We start from the raw sequence: 15,512 nt of genomic DNA, 5'->3' as shown, positions 1-15,512 counted from the left end.
AGGATAGATGGGGAAATGTCGGACGGGGTTCCGAGCCGAACAGGCGGGACGCGGGGCATACTCCGAGGTCCGCGTCCCGAGGCCGTCCCCGCCCTGGTCGCCCGGGCCTGCACGCTCGTCGGACTCCTGGACGTCGCCGCCGGCGTCTTCCCGCGCTTCCGGCGCAGCCGCATGCACGCCATCGCCGAGGTACTGCCCGGCGCCCTCGGCCCGTTCGCCGCCGCGCTCTCGCTCAGCGCGGGCGTGCTCCTGCTGCTGCTCGCTCACGGGCTGCGCCGCCGCAAGCGCCGGGCGTGGCGCGCCGCGGTGGTCCTGCTGCCCGCGGGCGCCGTCGCACAGTTCGCGTACCGCCACTCGGTCATCGGCGTCGTCATCTCCGCTGCCCTGCTCGCGCCCCTGCTGCGGCACCGGGGCGAGTTCGCGGCCCTGCCCGACCCGCGCAGCCGGTGGCGCGCGCTCGCCAACTTCGTCCTCATGGGCGCCGGTTCCCTCGCCCTCGGACTCGTCATCGTCAGCGTCCACGAGAACCGCATGGTCGGCGACCCGAGCCTGGCCGACCGCATCCAGCACGTCCTGTACGGCCTGGCCGGCTTCGAGGGGCCCGTCGACTACAGCGGGCCCACCTCCTGGACGGTCGCCTGCTCGCTCGGCGCCCTCGGTCTGCTGACCGCCGTCACCACCATCTACCTGGCCTTCCGCCCCGAACACCCCGCGGCCCGCCTCACCGAGGACGACGAGGCCCGGCTGCGCGCCCTTCTGGAGAAGCACGGCGGCCGCGACTCCCTCGGCCACTTCGCGCTCCGCCGCGACAAGGCCGTCGTCTTCTCGCCCAGCGGAAAGGCCGCCGTCACCTACCGCGTGGTCTCCGGGGTGATGCTCGCCAGCGGCGACCCCATCGGCGACGTCGAGGCCTGGCCCGGCGCCATCGAGCGCTTCATGGACGAGGCGAGGGCGCACTCCTGGACACCGGCCGTCATGGGCTGTTCGGAGACGGGCGGCGAGGTGTGGACCCGCGAGACCGGGCTCGACGCCCTCGAACTGGGCGACGAGGCGGTGGTGGACGTCGTGGATTTCTCCCTGGCCGGGCGCGCGATGCGGAACGTGCGCCAGATGGTGAAGCGCATCGAGCGGGCTGGTTACGAGACACGGGTACGGCGCATCCGTGACCTCGGCGAGGGCGAACTGGACCGCATACGACGTGCCGCGGAGGACTGGCGCGGCACGGACACCGAGCGCGGCTTCTCGATGGCGCTCGGCCGCATCGGCGACCCGGCCGACGGGGACTGTTTGATCGCCACCGCCCACAAGGCCGACGCCGAACCCGGCCCCTACGGTGACCTGAAGGCCGTCCTGCACTTCGTCCCGTGGGGCACGGACGGTGTGTCGCTCGACCTCATGCGCCGCGACCGCTCGGCCGACCCCGGCATGAACGAACTCCTCATCGTGGCCGCGCTCCAGGCGTCCCCCCGGCTGGGCATCGAGCAGATCTCCCTCAACTTCGCGATGTTCCGCTCGGCGCTGGCCCGCGGCGAGAAGATCGGTGCGGGGCCGGTGCTGCGCGCCTGGCGGGGCCTGCTGGTCTTCCTGTCGCGCTGGTTCCAGATCGAGTCCCTCTACAAGTTCAACGCCAAGTTCCGCCCACGCTGGGAGCCCCGCTTCGTCGTCTACGCGTCCTCCCGCGACCTCCCCCGCATCGGGTTCGCGGCGATGCAGGCGGAGGGCTTCGTGAGCCTGGCCCTTCCCCGTCCACTGCGCCGCCGCTCACCCGCACCCCGGCCGTGCGCCCATGCGCTGGCCGAGCACGGCATCAGGGCGGCCTAGCAGGGGTCGTGGCCCGGCCCCGGCGTGCGCCGTCCCACCCGGCCGGCCCCGCTCGGGCCGCCGGCCCGCACGTGCCACACGTCCGCCGGTCCTCGCGGACGTGTGGCACGCACCTCTCAAAACACCTGAATAGGTCCGATAAGAACCATCCGAGGCAACCTCCGCCGGCAGGACGGAAGCACCCCCGCCCGCCGCGGGCGAAACGGCCCCCGTCAGGAGGCCTAGGCTGGACGTATGAGCAATGAGCGCGGGCGCGGCCGGGTCGTGGGGCTGCCGACGTGGGACCGCTGCGCGGTCATGGGCGTCGTCAACGTCACCCCCGATTCCTTCTCCGACGGAGGCCGCTGGTTCGACACGACGGCAGCGGTCAAGCACGGCCTCGGCCTGGTCAGCGAGGGCGCGGACCTCGTCGACGTGGGCGGTGAGTCCACCCGCCCCGGCGCCACCCGCGTCGACGAGGCGGAGGAGCTCAAGCGGGTCATCCCCGTCGTCCGCGGCCTCGCCTCCGAGGGCGTCACCGTCTCCGTCGACACCATGCGCGCCTCCGTCGCCGAGCAGGCCCTCGCCGCCGGCGCGGCCCTCGTCAACGACGTCAGCGGCGGTCTCGCCGACCCCGCGATGATCCCCGCCGTCGCGGCCGCCGGCGCCCCCTTCGTCGTCATGCACTGGCGCGGCTTCCTGGAGGGCGGGAACGTCCAGGGGGCGTACGAGGACGTCGTCGCCGAAGTCGTCGACGAGCTCCACGCGCGCGTGGAGGCCGTGCTGGCCGGCGGTGTCGCCCCCGACCGGATCGTCGTGGACCCGGGGCTGGGCTTCTCCAAGGACCCCGAGCACGACCTCGCCCTCCTCGCCCACCTCGACCGGCTGCGCGGCCTCGGCCACCCCCTGCTCGTCGCCGCGTCCCGCAAGCGTTTCCTCGGCCGTGTCCTGGCGGGTCCCGAGGGTGCTCCGCCCCCGGCCCGCGAGCGGGACGCCGCCACCGCCGCCGTCTCCGCGCTCGCCGCCCAGCAGGGCGCCTGGGCGGTCCGCGTCCACGAGGTCAGGGCCACCGCCGACGCCGTACGGGTCGCCCGCGCCGTCGAGGGAGCCCGGTGAGCACCCCGCGGACCGACGTCGAGCAGGTCGAGCTCGCCAACACCGCCTTCTACGAGGCGATGGAACGGGGCGACTTCGAGGAGCTGTCCTCGCTGTGGCTGGACACGGAACCCGGCGGCATCGACGGCGAAGGCGCGGTGGTGTCCTGCGTCCACCCCGGCTGGCCGGTCCTGAACGGCCGCGGCGAGGTGCTGCGCTCGTACGTGCTGATCATGGCCAACACCGAGTACATCCAGTTCTTCCTCACCGACGTGCACGTCTCCGTGGCCGGCGACACGGCGCTGGTGACCTGCACCGAGAACATCCTCAGCGGCGCCCCCGCCCCCGAGGACAGCGACGAGCTGGGCCCGCTGGTCGGCCAGCTCGTCGTCGCCACGAACGTCTTCCGGCGCACCGCCGAGGGGTGGAAGCTCTGGTCGCACCACGCCTCCCCCGTTCTCGCCGAATCCAACGAGGAAGAGGACGAGAGCACCGCCGGTTGAGTGGGCGGACGGCCCGCAGGGACCAAGAAGTGGTTGGAATCACCAGTCGCGGGGTAGGGGCGGCTACCAACCCGTGAGCCGCCGCGTTCCCCAGGGGAAACGCCGGGTGAAGCCTCGCCGCCTTCGCCCGGGCACCCGCCCCCGTGGGCGAACGCTGTCGGTGCCCGCAGGTAGATTCGTTTGAGGCCGGTGTGCCGACCGCACTCGGTTCACGGCCGCCGCTACCGACGATTGCAGGAGTGATTCGCGTGGATCGTGTCGCGCTGCGCGGCCTCAAGGCCCGCGGGCACCACGGTGTCTTCCAGAAGGAACGCGAAGAAGGCCAGACCTTCATCGTGGACCTGACACTGGGCCTGGACACCCGGCCGGCCGCGGCCGACGACGACCTGGCGAAGACCGTGCACTACGGCATCGTGGCGGAAGAGGTCGTCGCCGTCGTCGAGGGCGAGCCCGTCGATCTCATCGAGACGCTCGCCGAGCGCATCGCCCAGACGTGTCTGAAGCACGAGGGAGTCCAGGAGGTCGAGGTCTGCGTCCACAAACCGGACGCTCCGATCACGGTCCCCTTCGACGACGTGACCGTCACCATCACCCGGAGCCGAGTATGACCGCCTTCTTCACCGAGGGTCAGAGCGACCCGACCGTACAGCCGGTACCCGCCTCCGTGGTGGAGCAGGTGGACGCCGCCGACACGACCCTGAGCAACCCCAAACGCGCCGTGATCTCCCTCGGCTCGAACCTGGGCAACCGCCTGGAGACCCTCCAGGGCGCCATCGACGCCCTGGAGGACACCCCCGGCGTCCGCATCAAAGCCGTCTCCCCCGTCTACGAGACGGAGCCCTGGGGCGTCGAGCCGGGCAGCCAGCCGTCGTACTTCAACGCGGTGGTGGTCCTCAGGACCACCCTCCCCCCGTCCTCGCTCCTGGAGCGGGCGCACGCGATCGAGGAGGCCTTCCACCGCGTGCGCGACGAGCGCTGGGGCCCGCGCACGATCGACGTGGACATCGTCGCGTACGCGGATGTCGTCTCCGAGGACCCGGTCCTGACCCTCCCTCACCCGCGCGCCCACGAGCGGGCCTTCGTCCTCGCCCCGTGGCACGACGTCGAGCCCACGGCCCAGCTCCCCGGCCGCGGACCCGTCGCCCAGCTCCTCACCATGGTCACCCGGGAAGGTGTCGCGCCCCGCGCCGACCTGGAACTCCGGCTGCCCGAGTAGTCGTTAAGGTCAAGACGACCACGGGCCCGACGACCGACCGCCGGACCGGACGACCGCCTGTCGGCGGGCCAACCGAAGGGGCAAAGTGAAACAGCTGCGTATCAGGACGCTGGCCGCCGTGTTCGTCGTCGCCGGTGTCCTGTCCTGGGCGGGCGCCCGCCTGTGGAACGCGGTGGGCACGCTCCCCAGGGTCCCCCTCGCCGCCCCCGTCGTCCTCGCGCTGATCGCCGTGGTCCTGCTGGCCACGGCGCTCTCGCTGCGCGCACGCCTGAAGGCCCAGCGTGAGCGGCGCCCCGGCGCCAAGGGAGTGGACCCCCTGATGGCGGCCCGCGCGGTCGTCTTCGGCCAGGCGAGCGCCCTGGTCGCCGCCCTGGTCTCCGGGATGTACGGCGGCGCGGGCGTGTTCCTCCTGGAGTCCCTGGAGATCCCCGCCATCCGCGACCAGGCGATCTACGCCGGGCTGTCCGTCGTCGCCGGAATCGGCGTCATAGCGGCCGCCTTCTTCCTGGAGCGGGTCTGCAAGCTTCCCGAGGACGACGACAGCAACGGCGGCACGGCCCCGGCCGCGTGACGCCCGCCCGGCCCGATGAGCGGGGCCATCGGCCGGCCGACGGCCCCCGACAGCACGATCCCCCTCCGGTCGGCGAGTCGTTCGCCGACCGAAGGGGGAGCTGTTCACAGGGGACCGGACACCACCGGCGATCCGGTCAGCGCGCCAGTATCAGGCTCATCGCCTCGGCACGGGTCGTGGCGTCCCGGAGCTGACCGCGCACCGCGGACGTCGTGGTCTTGGCGCCCGGCTTGCGGATGCCCCGCACCGACATGCACATGTGCTCGGCCTCGATGACGACGATCGCGCCCCGCGCGTCCAGGATCCGCATGAGGGAGTCGGCGATCTGCGTGGTGAGCCGCTCCTGCACCTGGGGTCGGCGGGCGAACACCTCCACCAGCCGCGCGAGCTTCGACAGTCCGGTGATCTTGCCCGAATCCGCCGGGATGTAGCCGACGTGCGCCACACCGTGGAACGGCAGCAGGTGGTGCTCGCACAGGGAGACGATCTCGATGTCCTTGACCAGGACCATCTCGTCGTGCCCGAGGTCGAAGGTCGTCGTCAGGACGTCCTCGGGCTCCTGCCGCAGACCCGCCAGGAGCTCCCTGTACGCCCTCGCCACACGCCCCGGCGTCTCCTTGAGGCCCTCACGGTCCGGGTCCTCACCGACGGCGATGAGGAGCTCCCGCACGGCGTTCTCGGCACGCTTCTCGTCGAACTCGCCGATCACGCCCTCGCCGTCCAGCGTCACGGGGTCGGTCATGTGGTCCTCGTTCCTGTGGATCTTGCGCGTGCCGGTCGACGCGTCCAAACATGCGGGCGTATCAAACGAAAGCCGCGCCCCCCAGGCTAGAACCTGGGGGGCGCGGCTTTCATTCCGGGCCTGGCGGGGCGCCGGGAGCCCTGATCAGCTCTCGGCGCGGTCCTCCGTGGCGGTGTCCGTCGCGGGGACGGACTCCGTCGCGTTGGCGATGGCCGGCGTCGCGCCGTTCGCGCCGTTCGTCAGGGACAGCTCCTTGGGGGAGAGCACCGGCGGACGGGTGGACGGGGTGCGCCGGGACGAGCCGGTCCACGCGGGGCGGGCCGGGCGCTTGACGATGGGGGCGAAGATCTCGGCGATCTCCTCCTTGCCCAGCGTCTCCTTCTCCAGCAGCTGGAGCACCAGGTTGTCGAGGACGTCGCGGTTCTCGACCAGGATCTCCCAGGCCTCGTTGTGCGCGTTCTCGATGAGCTTCTTGACTTCCTCGTCCACCAGCGCGGCGACCTCTTCCGAGTAGTCGCGCTGGTGAGCCATCTCACGTCCGAGGAAGGGCTCGGTGTTGTCGCCGCCGAACTTGATGGCACCGAGACGCTCGGTCATGCCGTACTGCGTGACCATCGCGCGGGCCGTGGTGGTGGCCTTCTCGATGTCGTTCGCCGCGCCGGTGGTCGGGTCGTGGAAGACGAGCTCCTCCGCGGCGCGCCCGCCCAGCATGTACGCGAGCTGGTCGAGCATCTCGTTGCGCGTGGTGGAGTACTTGTCCTCGTCCGGCAGGACCATCGTGTAGCCGAGGGCACGGCCGCGCGACAGGATCGTGATCTTGTGGACCGGGTCGGAGTTCGGGGATGCCGCCGCGACCAGGGCGTGTCCGCCCTCGTGGTACGCGGTGATCTTCTTCTCCTTGTCCGACATGATCCGGGTCCGCTTCTGCGGGCCCGCGACCACACGGTCGATCGCCTCGTCCAGCATGGAGTTGTCGATCAGCTTGCGGTCGCTGCGGGCGGTGAGCAGCGCGGCCTCGTTGAGGACGTTGCTCAGGTCCGCACCGGTGAAGCCCGGGGTGCGGCGCGCGACGGCCGACAGGTCGACGTCCGGAGCGACCGGCTTGCCCTTCTGGTGGACCTTGAGGATCTCCAGACGGCCCTGCATGTCCGGGCGGTCGACCGCGATCTGACGGTCGAAGCGGCCGGGACGCAGGAGAGCCGGGTCGAGGATGTCGGGCCGGTTCGTGGCGGCGATCAGGATGACGCCGCCCTTCACGTCGAAGCCGTCCATCTCGACGAGCAGCTGGTTCAGGGTCTGCTCGCGCTCGTCGTGACCACCGCCGAGGCCGGCGCCGCGGTGGCGGCCGACCGCGTCGATCTCGTCGACGAAGACGATCGCCGGGGCGTTCGCCTTGGCCTGCTCGAACAGGTCACGGACTCGGGAGGCACCGACACCGACGAACATCTCGACGAAGTCGGAACCGGAGATCGAGTAGAAGGGGACGCCGGCCTCGCCCGCGACGGCGCGCGCGAGCAGCGTCTTGCCCGTACCGGGAGGCCCGTAGAGGAGCACGCCCTTGGGGATCTTGGCCCCGACGGCCTGGAACTTCGCCGGCTCCTGGAGGAACTCCTTGATCTCCTGAAGCTCCTCGACCGCCTCGTCCGAGCCCGCGACGTCGGAGAACGTCGTCTTCGGGGTGTCCTTGGTGATGAGCTTCGCCTTGGACTTCCCGAAGTTCATGACCCGGGAGCCGCCGCCCTGCATCTGGTTCATCAGGAACAGGAAGACGACGACGATGAGGACGAAGGGGAGCAGGGACAGCAGAATGCCGACGAACGGGTTCTGCTTGGACGGCGAAACCGTGTAGCCGTCCGGGATCTGCTTGTTCTGGAACTTGTCTTGAAGGACCCCGGCGAGGGTCACGCCCTGGTCGCCGATGTAGCTCGCCTGGATCTTGGAGCTGCCGTCGACCTTCTCGCCGTCCTTCAGCGAGACCTTGATGATCTGCTCGTCGCCGGTGGTGAGTTTCGCCGACTCGACCTTGTTCTCATTGATCGCCTGGACCACCTGGCCGGTGTCCACCGTCTTGTAGCCGCCGGACGAGCCGACGACCTGCATCAACACGACCACGGCAAGGACGGCCAGCACGATCCACATGACCGGCCCACGGAAGTATCGCTTCACGTCCATCCATACGGAGCGGTGCCGCCCCGTCCCTCCTGCCATAGTGAGTTTGATAAAGACTGTTCTTCGGACGGTACCCCAGCATTGTCACCCGAAGCCGCAGTGGACTGCTGGCAATCCCGCCTACGCATGCTCCAACGGCGCGAAACCCGCTGGGGTTCCCGGACGTCTTACAAGGACTGTGCCGCCCCGCGAAGGGCGGGCGGTCAGCCGCCGTAGACGTGAGGCGCGAGCGTACCGACGAACGGGAGGTTGCGGTACTTCTCGGCGTAGTCGAGGCCGTACCCGATCACGAACTCGTTCGGGATGTCGAAGCCGACCCACTCCACGTCGATCGCGACCTTCGCCGCCTCCGGCTTGCGCAGCAGCGTGCACACCTTGAGGGAGGCGGGCTCGCGGGAGCCGAGGTTGGAGATCAGCCAGGACAGGGTCAGCCCGGAGTCGATGATGTCCTCGACGATCAGGACGTGCTTGCCCTTGATGTCGGTGTCCAGGTCCTTGAGGATCCGCACCACGCCGGAGGACTGCGTCCCCGCGCCGTACGAGGACACGGCCATCCAGTCCATGGTGACCGGGGTGGACAGCGCGCGCGCCAGGTCCGCCATGACCATGACGGCGCCCTTGAGGACTCCGACGATCAGCAGGTCCTTGCCCGCGTACTCCGCGTCGATCTTCGCCGCCAGCTCAGCCAGCTTCGCGTCGATCTCTTCCTTGGTGATGAGCACCGACTTGAGGTCGGTGCCCATGTCTTTCGCGTCCACCCGCATTCACTTTCGGTCGTCCCACCGGCTGACCGGTCCCTTCCCGGAGGGGAGACCGGGCGCCTCACTGGGGGGCGCGATTTCAGCCTTGCCGAATCACCAGTCTGCCACCCTGTCGCTGAGCGACGACTTTGCCCGGGAGATTGATGGCCTTCTGGCCGCGCCATCCGGTGATCAGCCGGTCGACTTCTTCGATGTGCCGGGCGAAGAGCGAACCGGCCGGTGCGCCTGCCTCGATGGCGGCGCGGCGCAGGATGCGGCGGCGCACGGCGGGGGGCAGGGCGTAGAGCTTGGCGCACTCCAGGAGGCCGGCCGCGTCGCGTACGGACGCCTCGGCCTGGCTGGCCCACGCGTCGAGGGCGTCGGCGTCGTCGCGGGAGAGCTGGGCCGTACGGGCGAGGGCCTCGACGACCCCCTTGCCGAGCGCCTTCTCCAGGGCGGGCAGGCCTTCGTGGCGCAGCCGGGAGCGGGTGTAGGCCGGGTCGGTGTTGTGCGGGTCGTCCCACACGGGCAGCGACTGGACCATGCAGGCCTTGCGGGCGGTCTGCCGGTCCAGGTGCAGGAACGGGCGCCGGTAACGGCCGTCGGCCCCCGAGACCGCGGCCATCCCGGACAGGGAGCGGATGCCGGAGCCGCGGGCCAGACCGAGCAGAACCGTCTCCGCCTGGTCGTCGCGGGTGTGGCCGAGCAGGATCGCGGTGGCGCCGTGGCGCTCGGCGGCGGAGTCCAGGGCGGCGTACCGGGCGTCGCGGGCGGCGGCCTCGGGCCCGCCGTCGCGGCCGACGGTGACGGCGATGCACTCGGCCGGGGCGAGTCCCATCTCCGTGAGGCGCAGCACGACTTCCTCGGCGCGCAGGTCGGAGCCGGTCTGCAGACCGTGGTCGACGGTGATGCCACCGGCGCGGATGCCGAGTTTGGGGGCCTCGAAGGCGAGGGCGGAGGCGAGCGCCATGGAGTCGGCACCGCCGGAGCACGCGACGAGGACGAGCGGCGTCGAGGGCTGCTCGTGGCGGGGTCGCGCGGGCGGGAGGGTGCGCCGTGTACCGGGGGCGGGCACGCGCTCGGCGTCGGGGGGCGAGGGGCGCGTGACACCGTGAGCGGGCGCGCGCCCGGTGTCGGAGGCGGGCGTGTGCTCGGTGATGATGTCGTGGAGTACGCGGCGTACCGCCAGGCGTATCGCCGCGACCGCAGGATGGGGACCCATGTCCGGTTCCCTTCATGAAGTTTTCGGGGGGTGAGCCCGGGGTCGGTCACTCAGAGTGTGTAGATGGTGACAGAACCGGGCCGTTCCCCGAGCATTGCACGCCTACCCATGGCTCACGGTCCCTCGGACGGGTGATTGGAGGGGCGTTTGCCTGCCGTCGGCCGGATTCGTTTCACGACCCACCCGTAGGGTTCACGACTCGGCCTTGCGGTGCACCCGCGCGACCCAGTCCGCCGGTTTGGCGATCTCCGCCTTCGTCGGGAGCGTGTTCGGGGAGGTCCACACGCGGTTGAACCCGTCCATGCCGACCTGGTCGACCACGGCCCGTACGAACCGCTCGCCGTCCCGGTACTGCCTCAGTTTGGCGTCCAGACCGAGCAGCTTGCGCAGGGCGGTGTCCAGGCGGGAGGCGCCCTTCGCACGGCGCTGCTGGAACTTCTCGCGGATCTCGCCCACGGACGGGACGACGGCGGGTCCCACGCCGTCCATCACGAAGTCCGCGTGGCCCTCCAGGAGGGACATCACCGCGGTGAGCCGGCCGAGGATCTCGCGCTGGGCGGGCGTCTGGACGATTTCCACGAGGGAGCGGCCGCCGTCGTCCTCCTCGCCCTCGGGGCGCCCGCCGGCGAGCGACTGGGCGGCCTCCCGGATGCGTTCCAGGACGGTCATGGGGTCGACATCGGTCTCCCCCAAGAAAGACTGGATTTCGCCCTCCAGGTGGTCACGCAGCCAGGGCACGGCCGTGAACTGGGTGCGGTGGGTCTCCTCGTGCAGGCACACCCACAGGCGGAAGTCGTGGGGCTGGACGTCGAGTTCGCGCTCGACGTGCACGATGTTCGGCGCGACCAGCAGCAGCCTGCCGCCGCCGTGTTCGCCGGCGGGGAGCTCGCGCGTGGCCGGGGCGAAGGTCTCGTACTGCCCGAGGACCCGGGAGGACAGGAACGACAGGAGCATGCCCAGTTCGACGCCGGTGACCTTGCCGCCGACGGCTCCGAGGACGGCTCCGCCCGGTGTGTTGCCGCGCCGCTCCTGCATCTTGTCCAGCAGGGGCTTGAGGATCTCGCGGAATCCGGCGACGTTCGCCCGGACCCAGCCGGGGCGGTCGACGACGAGGACGGGGGTGTCGTGCACGCCGTCCTCACCCAGACGGGTAAAGCCCCGGACGTGCTCCTCCGAGGCCTTCGCGTGCCGGCGCAGTTCCGCGACGACGGCACGGGCCTCGTCACGGCTCACCTCGGGGCCCGGCCGCACGAGCCGGGTCGCGGTCGCCACCGCGAGATTCCAGTCGACCATCCCAGTAGATGCGGCACCACCGATGCTCGTCATGCGTCAACCGTACGTGAGCACGTCGCGCTGCGGTGAGGGGTACGTGCTCCGGGCGGGCCCCGAGGCGGGGCCCGCGTTGACCCTGGTGCGCGAGGGGTCCATGGGGATCAGCGGCAGCCGCAGGCCGCCAGTGCCGTCGCCGTGTGGTCCAGGGCCGCGCGGGCCGCGTCCATGTTCGGCGGGTGGGCCTCGTCGGAGGTGAGGAAGGCGAAGGCCAGCAGGCGTCCGTCCGCGTCGACGACGGTGCCGGCGAGCGTGTTCACACCGGTGAGCGTGCCGGTCTTGGCGCGTACGACGCCCGTGGCGCCGGGGTCGTCGGCGTAGCGGGTGCTGAGGGTGCCGGTGAAGCCCGCGACGGGCAGGCCGGTCAGGACCGTGCGCAGTTCGGGGTGGTCGGGATCGCCGGCCTCGGCGAGCAGCGCGGTGAGCAGGCGGGCCGAGATCCGGTCGGCGCGGTCGAGTCCGCTGCCGTCGGCGAACTCCGCGCCGGAGACCGGCAGTCCGAGCTTGTCCAGCCGGCTGTGGATCGCCTTGGCGGCGCCCGCGAAGCTGGCCGGCTCCCCCGAGGCGAGGGCGACCTGGCGGGCGAGAGCCTCCGCGATGTCGTTGTCGCTGTTGGTCAGCATTCGCTCCACCAGGGCGGACAGGGGCGGCGAGGAGACCGAGGCGAGGGCCTGGGAGCGGGCCGTCGCCTTCGACGGGCCGGGGGGCCCGGTCTCGATGCCGCGGTCGTGCAGCAGGCCGGCGAACTTGTCGGCCGCGTCGCGGGCCGGGTCGAGGGCACGGTCGACCGGGCCGGCGACCGAGACGCCGGGGCGGGCCTCGTCGACCATCAGGGCGGTGACCTGGGCGAGGTTGCCGTTCCTGCCGATGGGGTGCTGGGCGGGACCGGTGTAGAGCGACGTGTCGTACGAGAGCGTGACGCGGTCCAGGTGACGGGACTTGAGGGCGTCGGCCGTCCGGTCGGCGAGGGTGCGCAGGTCGGCCCATCCGTCCGCCTTCTTGCGGGCGGTCAGCGTGGGGTCGCCGCCGCCGACCAGGACGACCTCCTTGGTGTCGGGCTCCAGGACCGTGCGCGTCTCGATGCGGTGGTCGGGACCGGGCGCCGTGAGGGCGGCGACGGCGGTGGCGATCTTGGTGGTGGAGGCCGGGGTCTGGGTCTCGTCGGCGCCCTTGGCGTACAGCCGCCTGCCGGTCGCCACGTCGACGACGACGGCGGTGCGCCGGGCGCCCAGGGCGGCGTTGTCGAGCAGCGGGTCGAGGACGTCGGCGAGCGCCTTCTTCGTGGGCACGGGCACGCCGCCCGCGGAGCCGCCGACTCCGGCGAGGACGGAGGCGGCGCTGGGGGCGGGCCGGGGCGAGGTGCGGGACGAAGCGGACGTACGGCCGTGATCTGTGCCACCCTCGCCGTCCCGCGATGCGGCCCAGTCGCGCTCGGCCGTACGCTGACCGGAGGAGTCCCAGGGACCGGCCGCGGCCACCGCCCCGGCCGCGAGCGCCAGGCCCACGGTGGCGGCGACGGCCGTGAACTGTGGGGTCGTGATCCGCACGGAACGTGGCCGCACGGCTCGAGTGACCCGCGCCACATGCGGTTTCACCGTCCGCGCGAACCGCACCACATGCGGTCTCGCGGCCCGCCAAGGCCTCAGCTCTGGCACGACCACCAGCCCCTTTCGCGATCACACACCAGCGTGAGGGACACTTAACCACCAGAACTATGTGTTGATCATGGAGGAGCCACCGGTGGAGTTCGACGTCACGATCGAGATTCCGAAGGGTTCGCGGAACAAGTACGAGGTGGACCACGAGACCGGTCGGATCCGCCTGGACCGTCGACTCTTCACCTCGACCAGCTACCCGGCCGACTACGGCTTCGTCGAGAACACCCTCGGCGAGGACGGCGACCCGCTGGACGCGCTGGTCATCCTGGACGAGCCGACCTTCCCCGGCTGCCTCATCCAGTGCCGCGCGATCGGTATGTTCCGCATGACCGACGAGGCCGGCGGCGACGACAAGCTGCTGTGCGTCCCGGCGCACGACCCGCGGGTGGAGCACCTGCGCGACATCCACCACGTGTCGGAGTTCGACCGCCTGGAGATCCAGCACTTCTTCGAGGTCTACAAGGACCTGGAGCCCGGCAAGTCCGTCGAGGGCGCCGACTGGGTCGGCCGCACCGAGGCCGAGGCCGAGATCGAGCGTTCCTACAAGCGCTTCAAGGACCAGGGCGGTCACTGAGCCCTTGCGCCCGGCGGGCCGTGTGACCTCCAGGGGGTCGCGCGGCCCGTTCGTGTATCCGTACGCATACTGAGGCATACGGAGGTACGTACGAGGCAACGCGAGGTACGTACGAGGCACAGGGGCGCGAAAGGTGAGGCAGAAACTGGTGGCGGAGCCGGAGGCGGAAGACCGCAAGCCGCAGTCGGACGAGGCGAGAAGTGCGTTCATCCCGCCCGCCGGTGTCGCCCCGCCGGACACCGGACCGGTGGACGAGGAGTCGTCGACGACCTCGGAGTTCGCGCTCCCCAAGGGGCTCGACGCGCCGCAGGCGCCCGTGTCCGAGCCGGAGGGCTCGGCGTTCAGCACACCGCGCACCTACAGCTCGCGCGAGGCCCCGCCCGCCTTCACGCCCGCGACGGGCATCCCGGTGGTCAGTCTGACCAAGGACGCACCCTGGCAGGACCGGATGCGCACGATGCTGCGCATGCCGGTGACCGAGCGGCCCGCGCCGGAACCGGTGCACAAGGAGGACGAGTCGGGGCCCGCCGTCCCGCGCGTGCTCGACCTGACGCTGCGTATCGGCGAGTTGCTGCTGGCGGGCGGTGAGGGCGCCGAGGACGTGGAGGCGGCCATGTTCGCCGTCTGCCGCTCCTACGGCCTGGACCGCTGCGAACCGAACGTCACCTTCACCCTGTTGTCCATCTCGCACCAGCCGTCCCTGGTGGACGACCCTGTGACGGCGTCCCGGACCGTCCGCCGCCGGGGCACCGACTACACGCGGCTCGCGGCCGTCTACCACCTCGTCGACGACCTCAGCGACCCGGAGGCGGAGACCGCGATCTCCCTGGAGGACGCCTACCGGCGCCTCGCGGAGATCCGCCGGAACCGCCACCCGTACCCCGGCTGGGCGCTCACCGCCTCCGCCGGACTGCTCGCGGGTGCCGCCGCCGTGCTCGTCGGCGGTGGCGCGCTCGTGTTCGTCGCCGCGGCGCTCGGCGCGATGCTGGGCGACCGGCTGGCGTGGCTGTGCGCGGGGCGCGGGCTGCCCGAGTTCTACCAGTTCACGGTGGCCGCGATGCCGCCCGCCGCGATCGGCGTCGCGCTCACGGTGGCGCACGTCGACGTGAACGGCTCCGCGGTGATCACCGGTGGACTCTTCGCGCTGCTGCCCGGACGGGCCCTGGTCGCGGGCGTGCAGGACGGCCTGACCGGCTTCTACATCACCGCCTCCGCCCGCCTGCTCGAAGTCATGTACTTCTTCGTGGGCATCGTCGTCGGCGTCCTGGTGGTGCTCTACTTCGGCGTGAAGCTCGGCGCTGAGCTCAATCCGGACGCCGCCCTGACCGGCAGCGAGCGGCCGCTGCTCCAGATCGCCGCGTCCATGCTGCTGTCGCTGACGTTCGCGGTGCTGCTCCAGCAGGAACGCTCCACCGTCCTCGCCGTCACCCTGAACGGGGGCGTCGCCTGGTCGGTGTACGGGGCGATGCACTACGCGGGCGGCATCTCCCCGGTCGCCTCCACGGCCGTCGCGGCGGGCCTGGTGGGCCTGTTCGGACAGTTGCTGTCGCGCTACCGGTTCGCGTCCGCGCTGCCGTACACGACGGCGGCGATCGGTCCGCTGCTCCCCGGTTCCGCCACGTACTTCGGCCTGCTGTCGATCGCGCAGAACGACGTCGACAAGGGGCTCGTCTCCCTGTCCAAGGCCGCGGCGCTCGCCATGGCCATCGCGATCGGCGTGAACCTGGGGTCGGAGATCTCCCGGCTGTTCCTGCGGGTGCCGGGCGCCTCCGCCGCGGGCCGCAGGGCCGCCAAGCGGACCCGCGGCTTCTAGGGGGTTTCGTCTGGGTCAGGTCGGATCAGGCCGCGGCGCCTGGTGCGGTGCATCGCAAGGCGGAGCCTCACCCGCGTACT

14 protein-coding genes are annotated in these 15,512 nt (G+C 71.3%); 8 read left to right on the top strand and 6 right to left on the bottom strand.

Annotation, left to right across the window (positions count from 1 at the left end):
• Nucleotides 1-15 precede the first annotated feature (15 nt).
• From ACSYGO_RS25935 to ACSYGO_RS25910, 6 genes are all read left to right on the top strand, one after another.
• Nucleotides 16-1,821 (top strand): phosphatidylglycerol lysyltransferase domain-containing protein, encoded by a 1,806-nt coding sequence (locus tag ACSYGO_RS25935; RefSeq protein ID WP_460387792.1) that lies wholly within the window; start codon nucleotides 16-18, stop codon nucleotides 1,819-1,821.
• A 234-nt stretch (nucleotides 1,822-2,055) separates the two neighbouring features.
• The gene (folP, locus tag ACSYGO_RS25930; protein ID WP_426679901.1) at nucleotides 2,056-2,916 is read left to right on the top strand and encodes a dihydropteroate synthase; all 861 of its coding nucleotides are present in this window, start codon (nucleotides 2,056-2,058) and stop codon (nucleotides 2,914-2,916) included.
• On the top strand, nucleotides 2,913-3,398 hold the full coding sequence (locus ACSYGO_RS25925; RefSeq protein WP_426679900.1) for a nuclear transport factor 2 family protein: 486 nt from the start codon (nucleotides 2,913-2,915) through the stop codon (nucleotides 3,396-3,398). Before folP ends, ACSYGO_RS25925 begins: the two co-directional genes overlap by 4 nt.
• A gap of 248 nt (nucleotides 3,399-3,646) precedes the next feature.
• On the top strand, nucleotides 3,647-4,006 hold the full coding sequence (gene folB, locus ACSYGO_RS25920) for a dihydroneopterin aldolase (protein ID WP_095935720.1): 360 nt from the start codon (nucleotides 3,647-3,649) through the stop codon (nucleotides 4,004-4,006).
• A complete protein-coding gene (folK, locus tag ACSYGO_RS25915) occupies nucleotides 4,003-4,614 on the top strand; it encodes a 2-amino-4-hydroxy-6-hydroxymethyldihydropteridine diphosphokinase (RefSeq protein ID WP_426679899.1) in 612 nt (203 codons plus the stop codon). Before folB ends, folK begins: the two co-directional genes overlap by 4 nt.
• Before the next feature lie 85 nt (nucleotides 4,615-4,699).
• Nucleotides 4,700-5,185 (top strand): DUF3180 domain-containing protein, encoded by a 486-nt coding sequence (locus ACSYGO_RS25910; RefSeq protein ID WP_426679898.1) that lies wholly within the window; start codon nucleotides 4,700-4,702, stop codon nucleotides 5,183-5,185.
• Between the two features lie 136 nt (nucleotides 5,186-5,321).
• On the opposite strand, the gene folE is transcribed toward ACSYGO_RS25910, so the two are convergent.
• From folE to dacB, 6 genes are all read right to left on the bottom strand, one after another.
• Nucleotides 5,322-5,927 (bottom strand): GTP cyclohydrolase I FolE, encoded by a 606-nt coding sequence (gene folE, locus ACSYGO_RS25905; protein WP_426679897.1) that lies wholly within the window; start codon nucleotides 5,925-5,927, stop codon nucleotides 5,322-5,324.
• Nucleotides 5,928-6,071: 144 nt separating this feature from the next.
• Nucleotides 6,072-8,099, bottom strand: coding sequence for an ATP-dependent zinc metalloprotease FtsH (gene ftsH / locus ACSYGO_RS25900; protein ID WP_426679946.1), 2,028 nt, complete (start codon nucleotides 8,097-8,099; stop codon nucleotides 6,072-6,074).
• Between the two features lie 200 nt (nucleotides 8,100-8,299).
• Nucleotides 8,300-8,860 carry a hypoxanthine phosphoribosyltransferase gene (gene hpt, locus ACSYGO_RS25895; RefSeq protein ID WP_010986089.1) on the bottom strand — a complete coding sequence of 187 codons (561 nt, stop codon included), beginning with the start codon at nucleotides 8,858-8,860 and terminating at the stop codon, nucleotides 8,300-8,302.
• A gap of 76 nt (nucleotides 8,861-8,936) precedes the next feature.
• Nucleotides 8,937-10,058, bottom strand: a complete 1,122-nt coding sequence (gene tilS, locus ACSYGO_RS25890) for a tRNA lysidine(34) synthetase TilS (RefSeq protein WP_095935715.1) — start codon at nucleotides 10,056-10,058, stop codon at nucleotides 8,937-8,939.
• Between the two features lie 192 nt (nucleotides 10,059-10,250).
• The gene (locus tag ACSYGO_RS25885) at nucleotides 10,251-11,384 is read right to left on the bottom strand and encodes a zinc-dependent metalloprotease (RefSeq protein ID WP_095935714.1); all 1,134 of its coding nucleotides are present in this window, start codon (nucleotides 11,382-11,384) and stop codon (nucleotides 10,251-10,253) included.
• Between the two features lie 107 nt (nucleotides 11,385-11,491).
• Nucleotides 11,492-13,048 (bottom strand): D-alanyl-D-alanine carboxypeptidase/D-alanyl-D-alanine endopeptidase, encoded by a 1,557-nt coding sequence (gene dacB / locus ACSYGO_RS25880; RefSeq protein ID WP_426679896.1) that lies wholly within the window; start codon nucleotides 13,046-13,048, stop codon nucleotides 11,492-11,494.
• Nucleotides 13,049-13,127: 79 nt separating this feature from the next.
• Between dacB and ACSYGO_RS25875 the strand changes: the two genes are divergently transcribed.
• Together ACSYGO_RS25875 and ACSYGO_RS25870 are read left to right on the top strand one after the other, a co-directional pair.
• Complete coding sequence (locus tag ACSYGO_RS25875; RefSeq protein WP_030599677.1) at nucleotides 13,128-13,619, top strand: inorganic diphosphatase; 492 nt, start codon at nucleotides 13,128-13,130, stop codon at nucleotides 13,617-13,619.
• A 133-nt stretch (nucleotides 13,620-13,752) separates the two neighbouring features.
• Nucleotides 13,753-15,432: a threonine/serine exporter family protein gene (locus tag ACSYGO_RS25870; RefSeq protein ID WP_460387787.1), complete on the top strand. Its 1,680-nt coding sequence runs from the start codon at nucleotides 13,753-13,755 to the stop codon at nucleotides 15,430-15,432.
• Nucleotides 15,433-15,512 lie beyond the last annotated feature (80 nt).

The organism is Streptomyces krungchingensis, from assembly GCF_054729265.1.
Note: the sequence above shows the minus strand (reverse complement) of the source record. Positions and strands in the feature narration are given on the sequence as shown.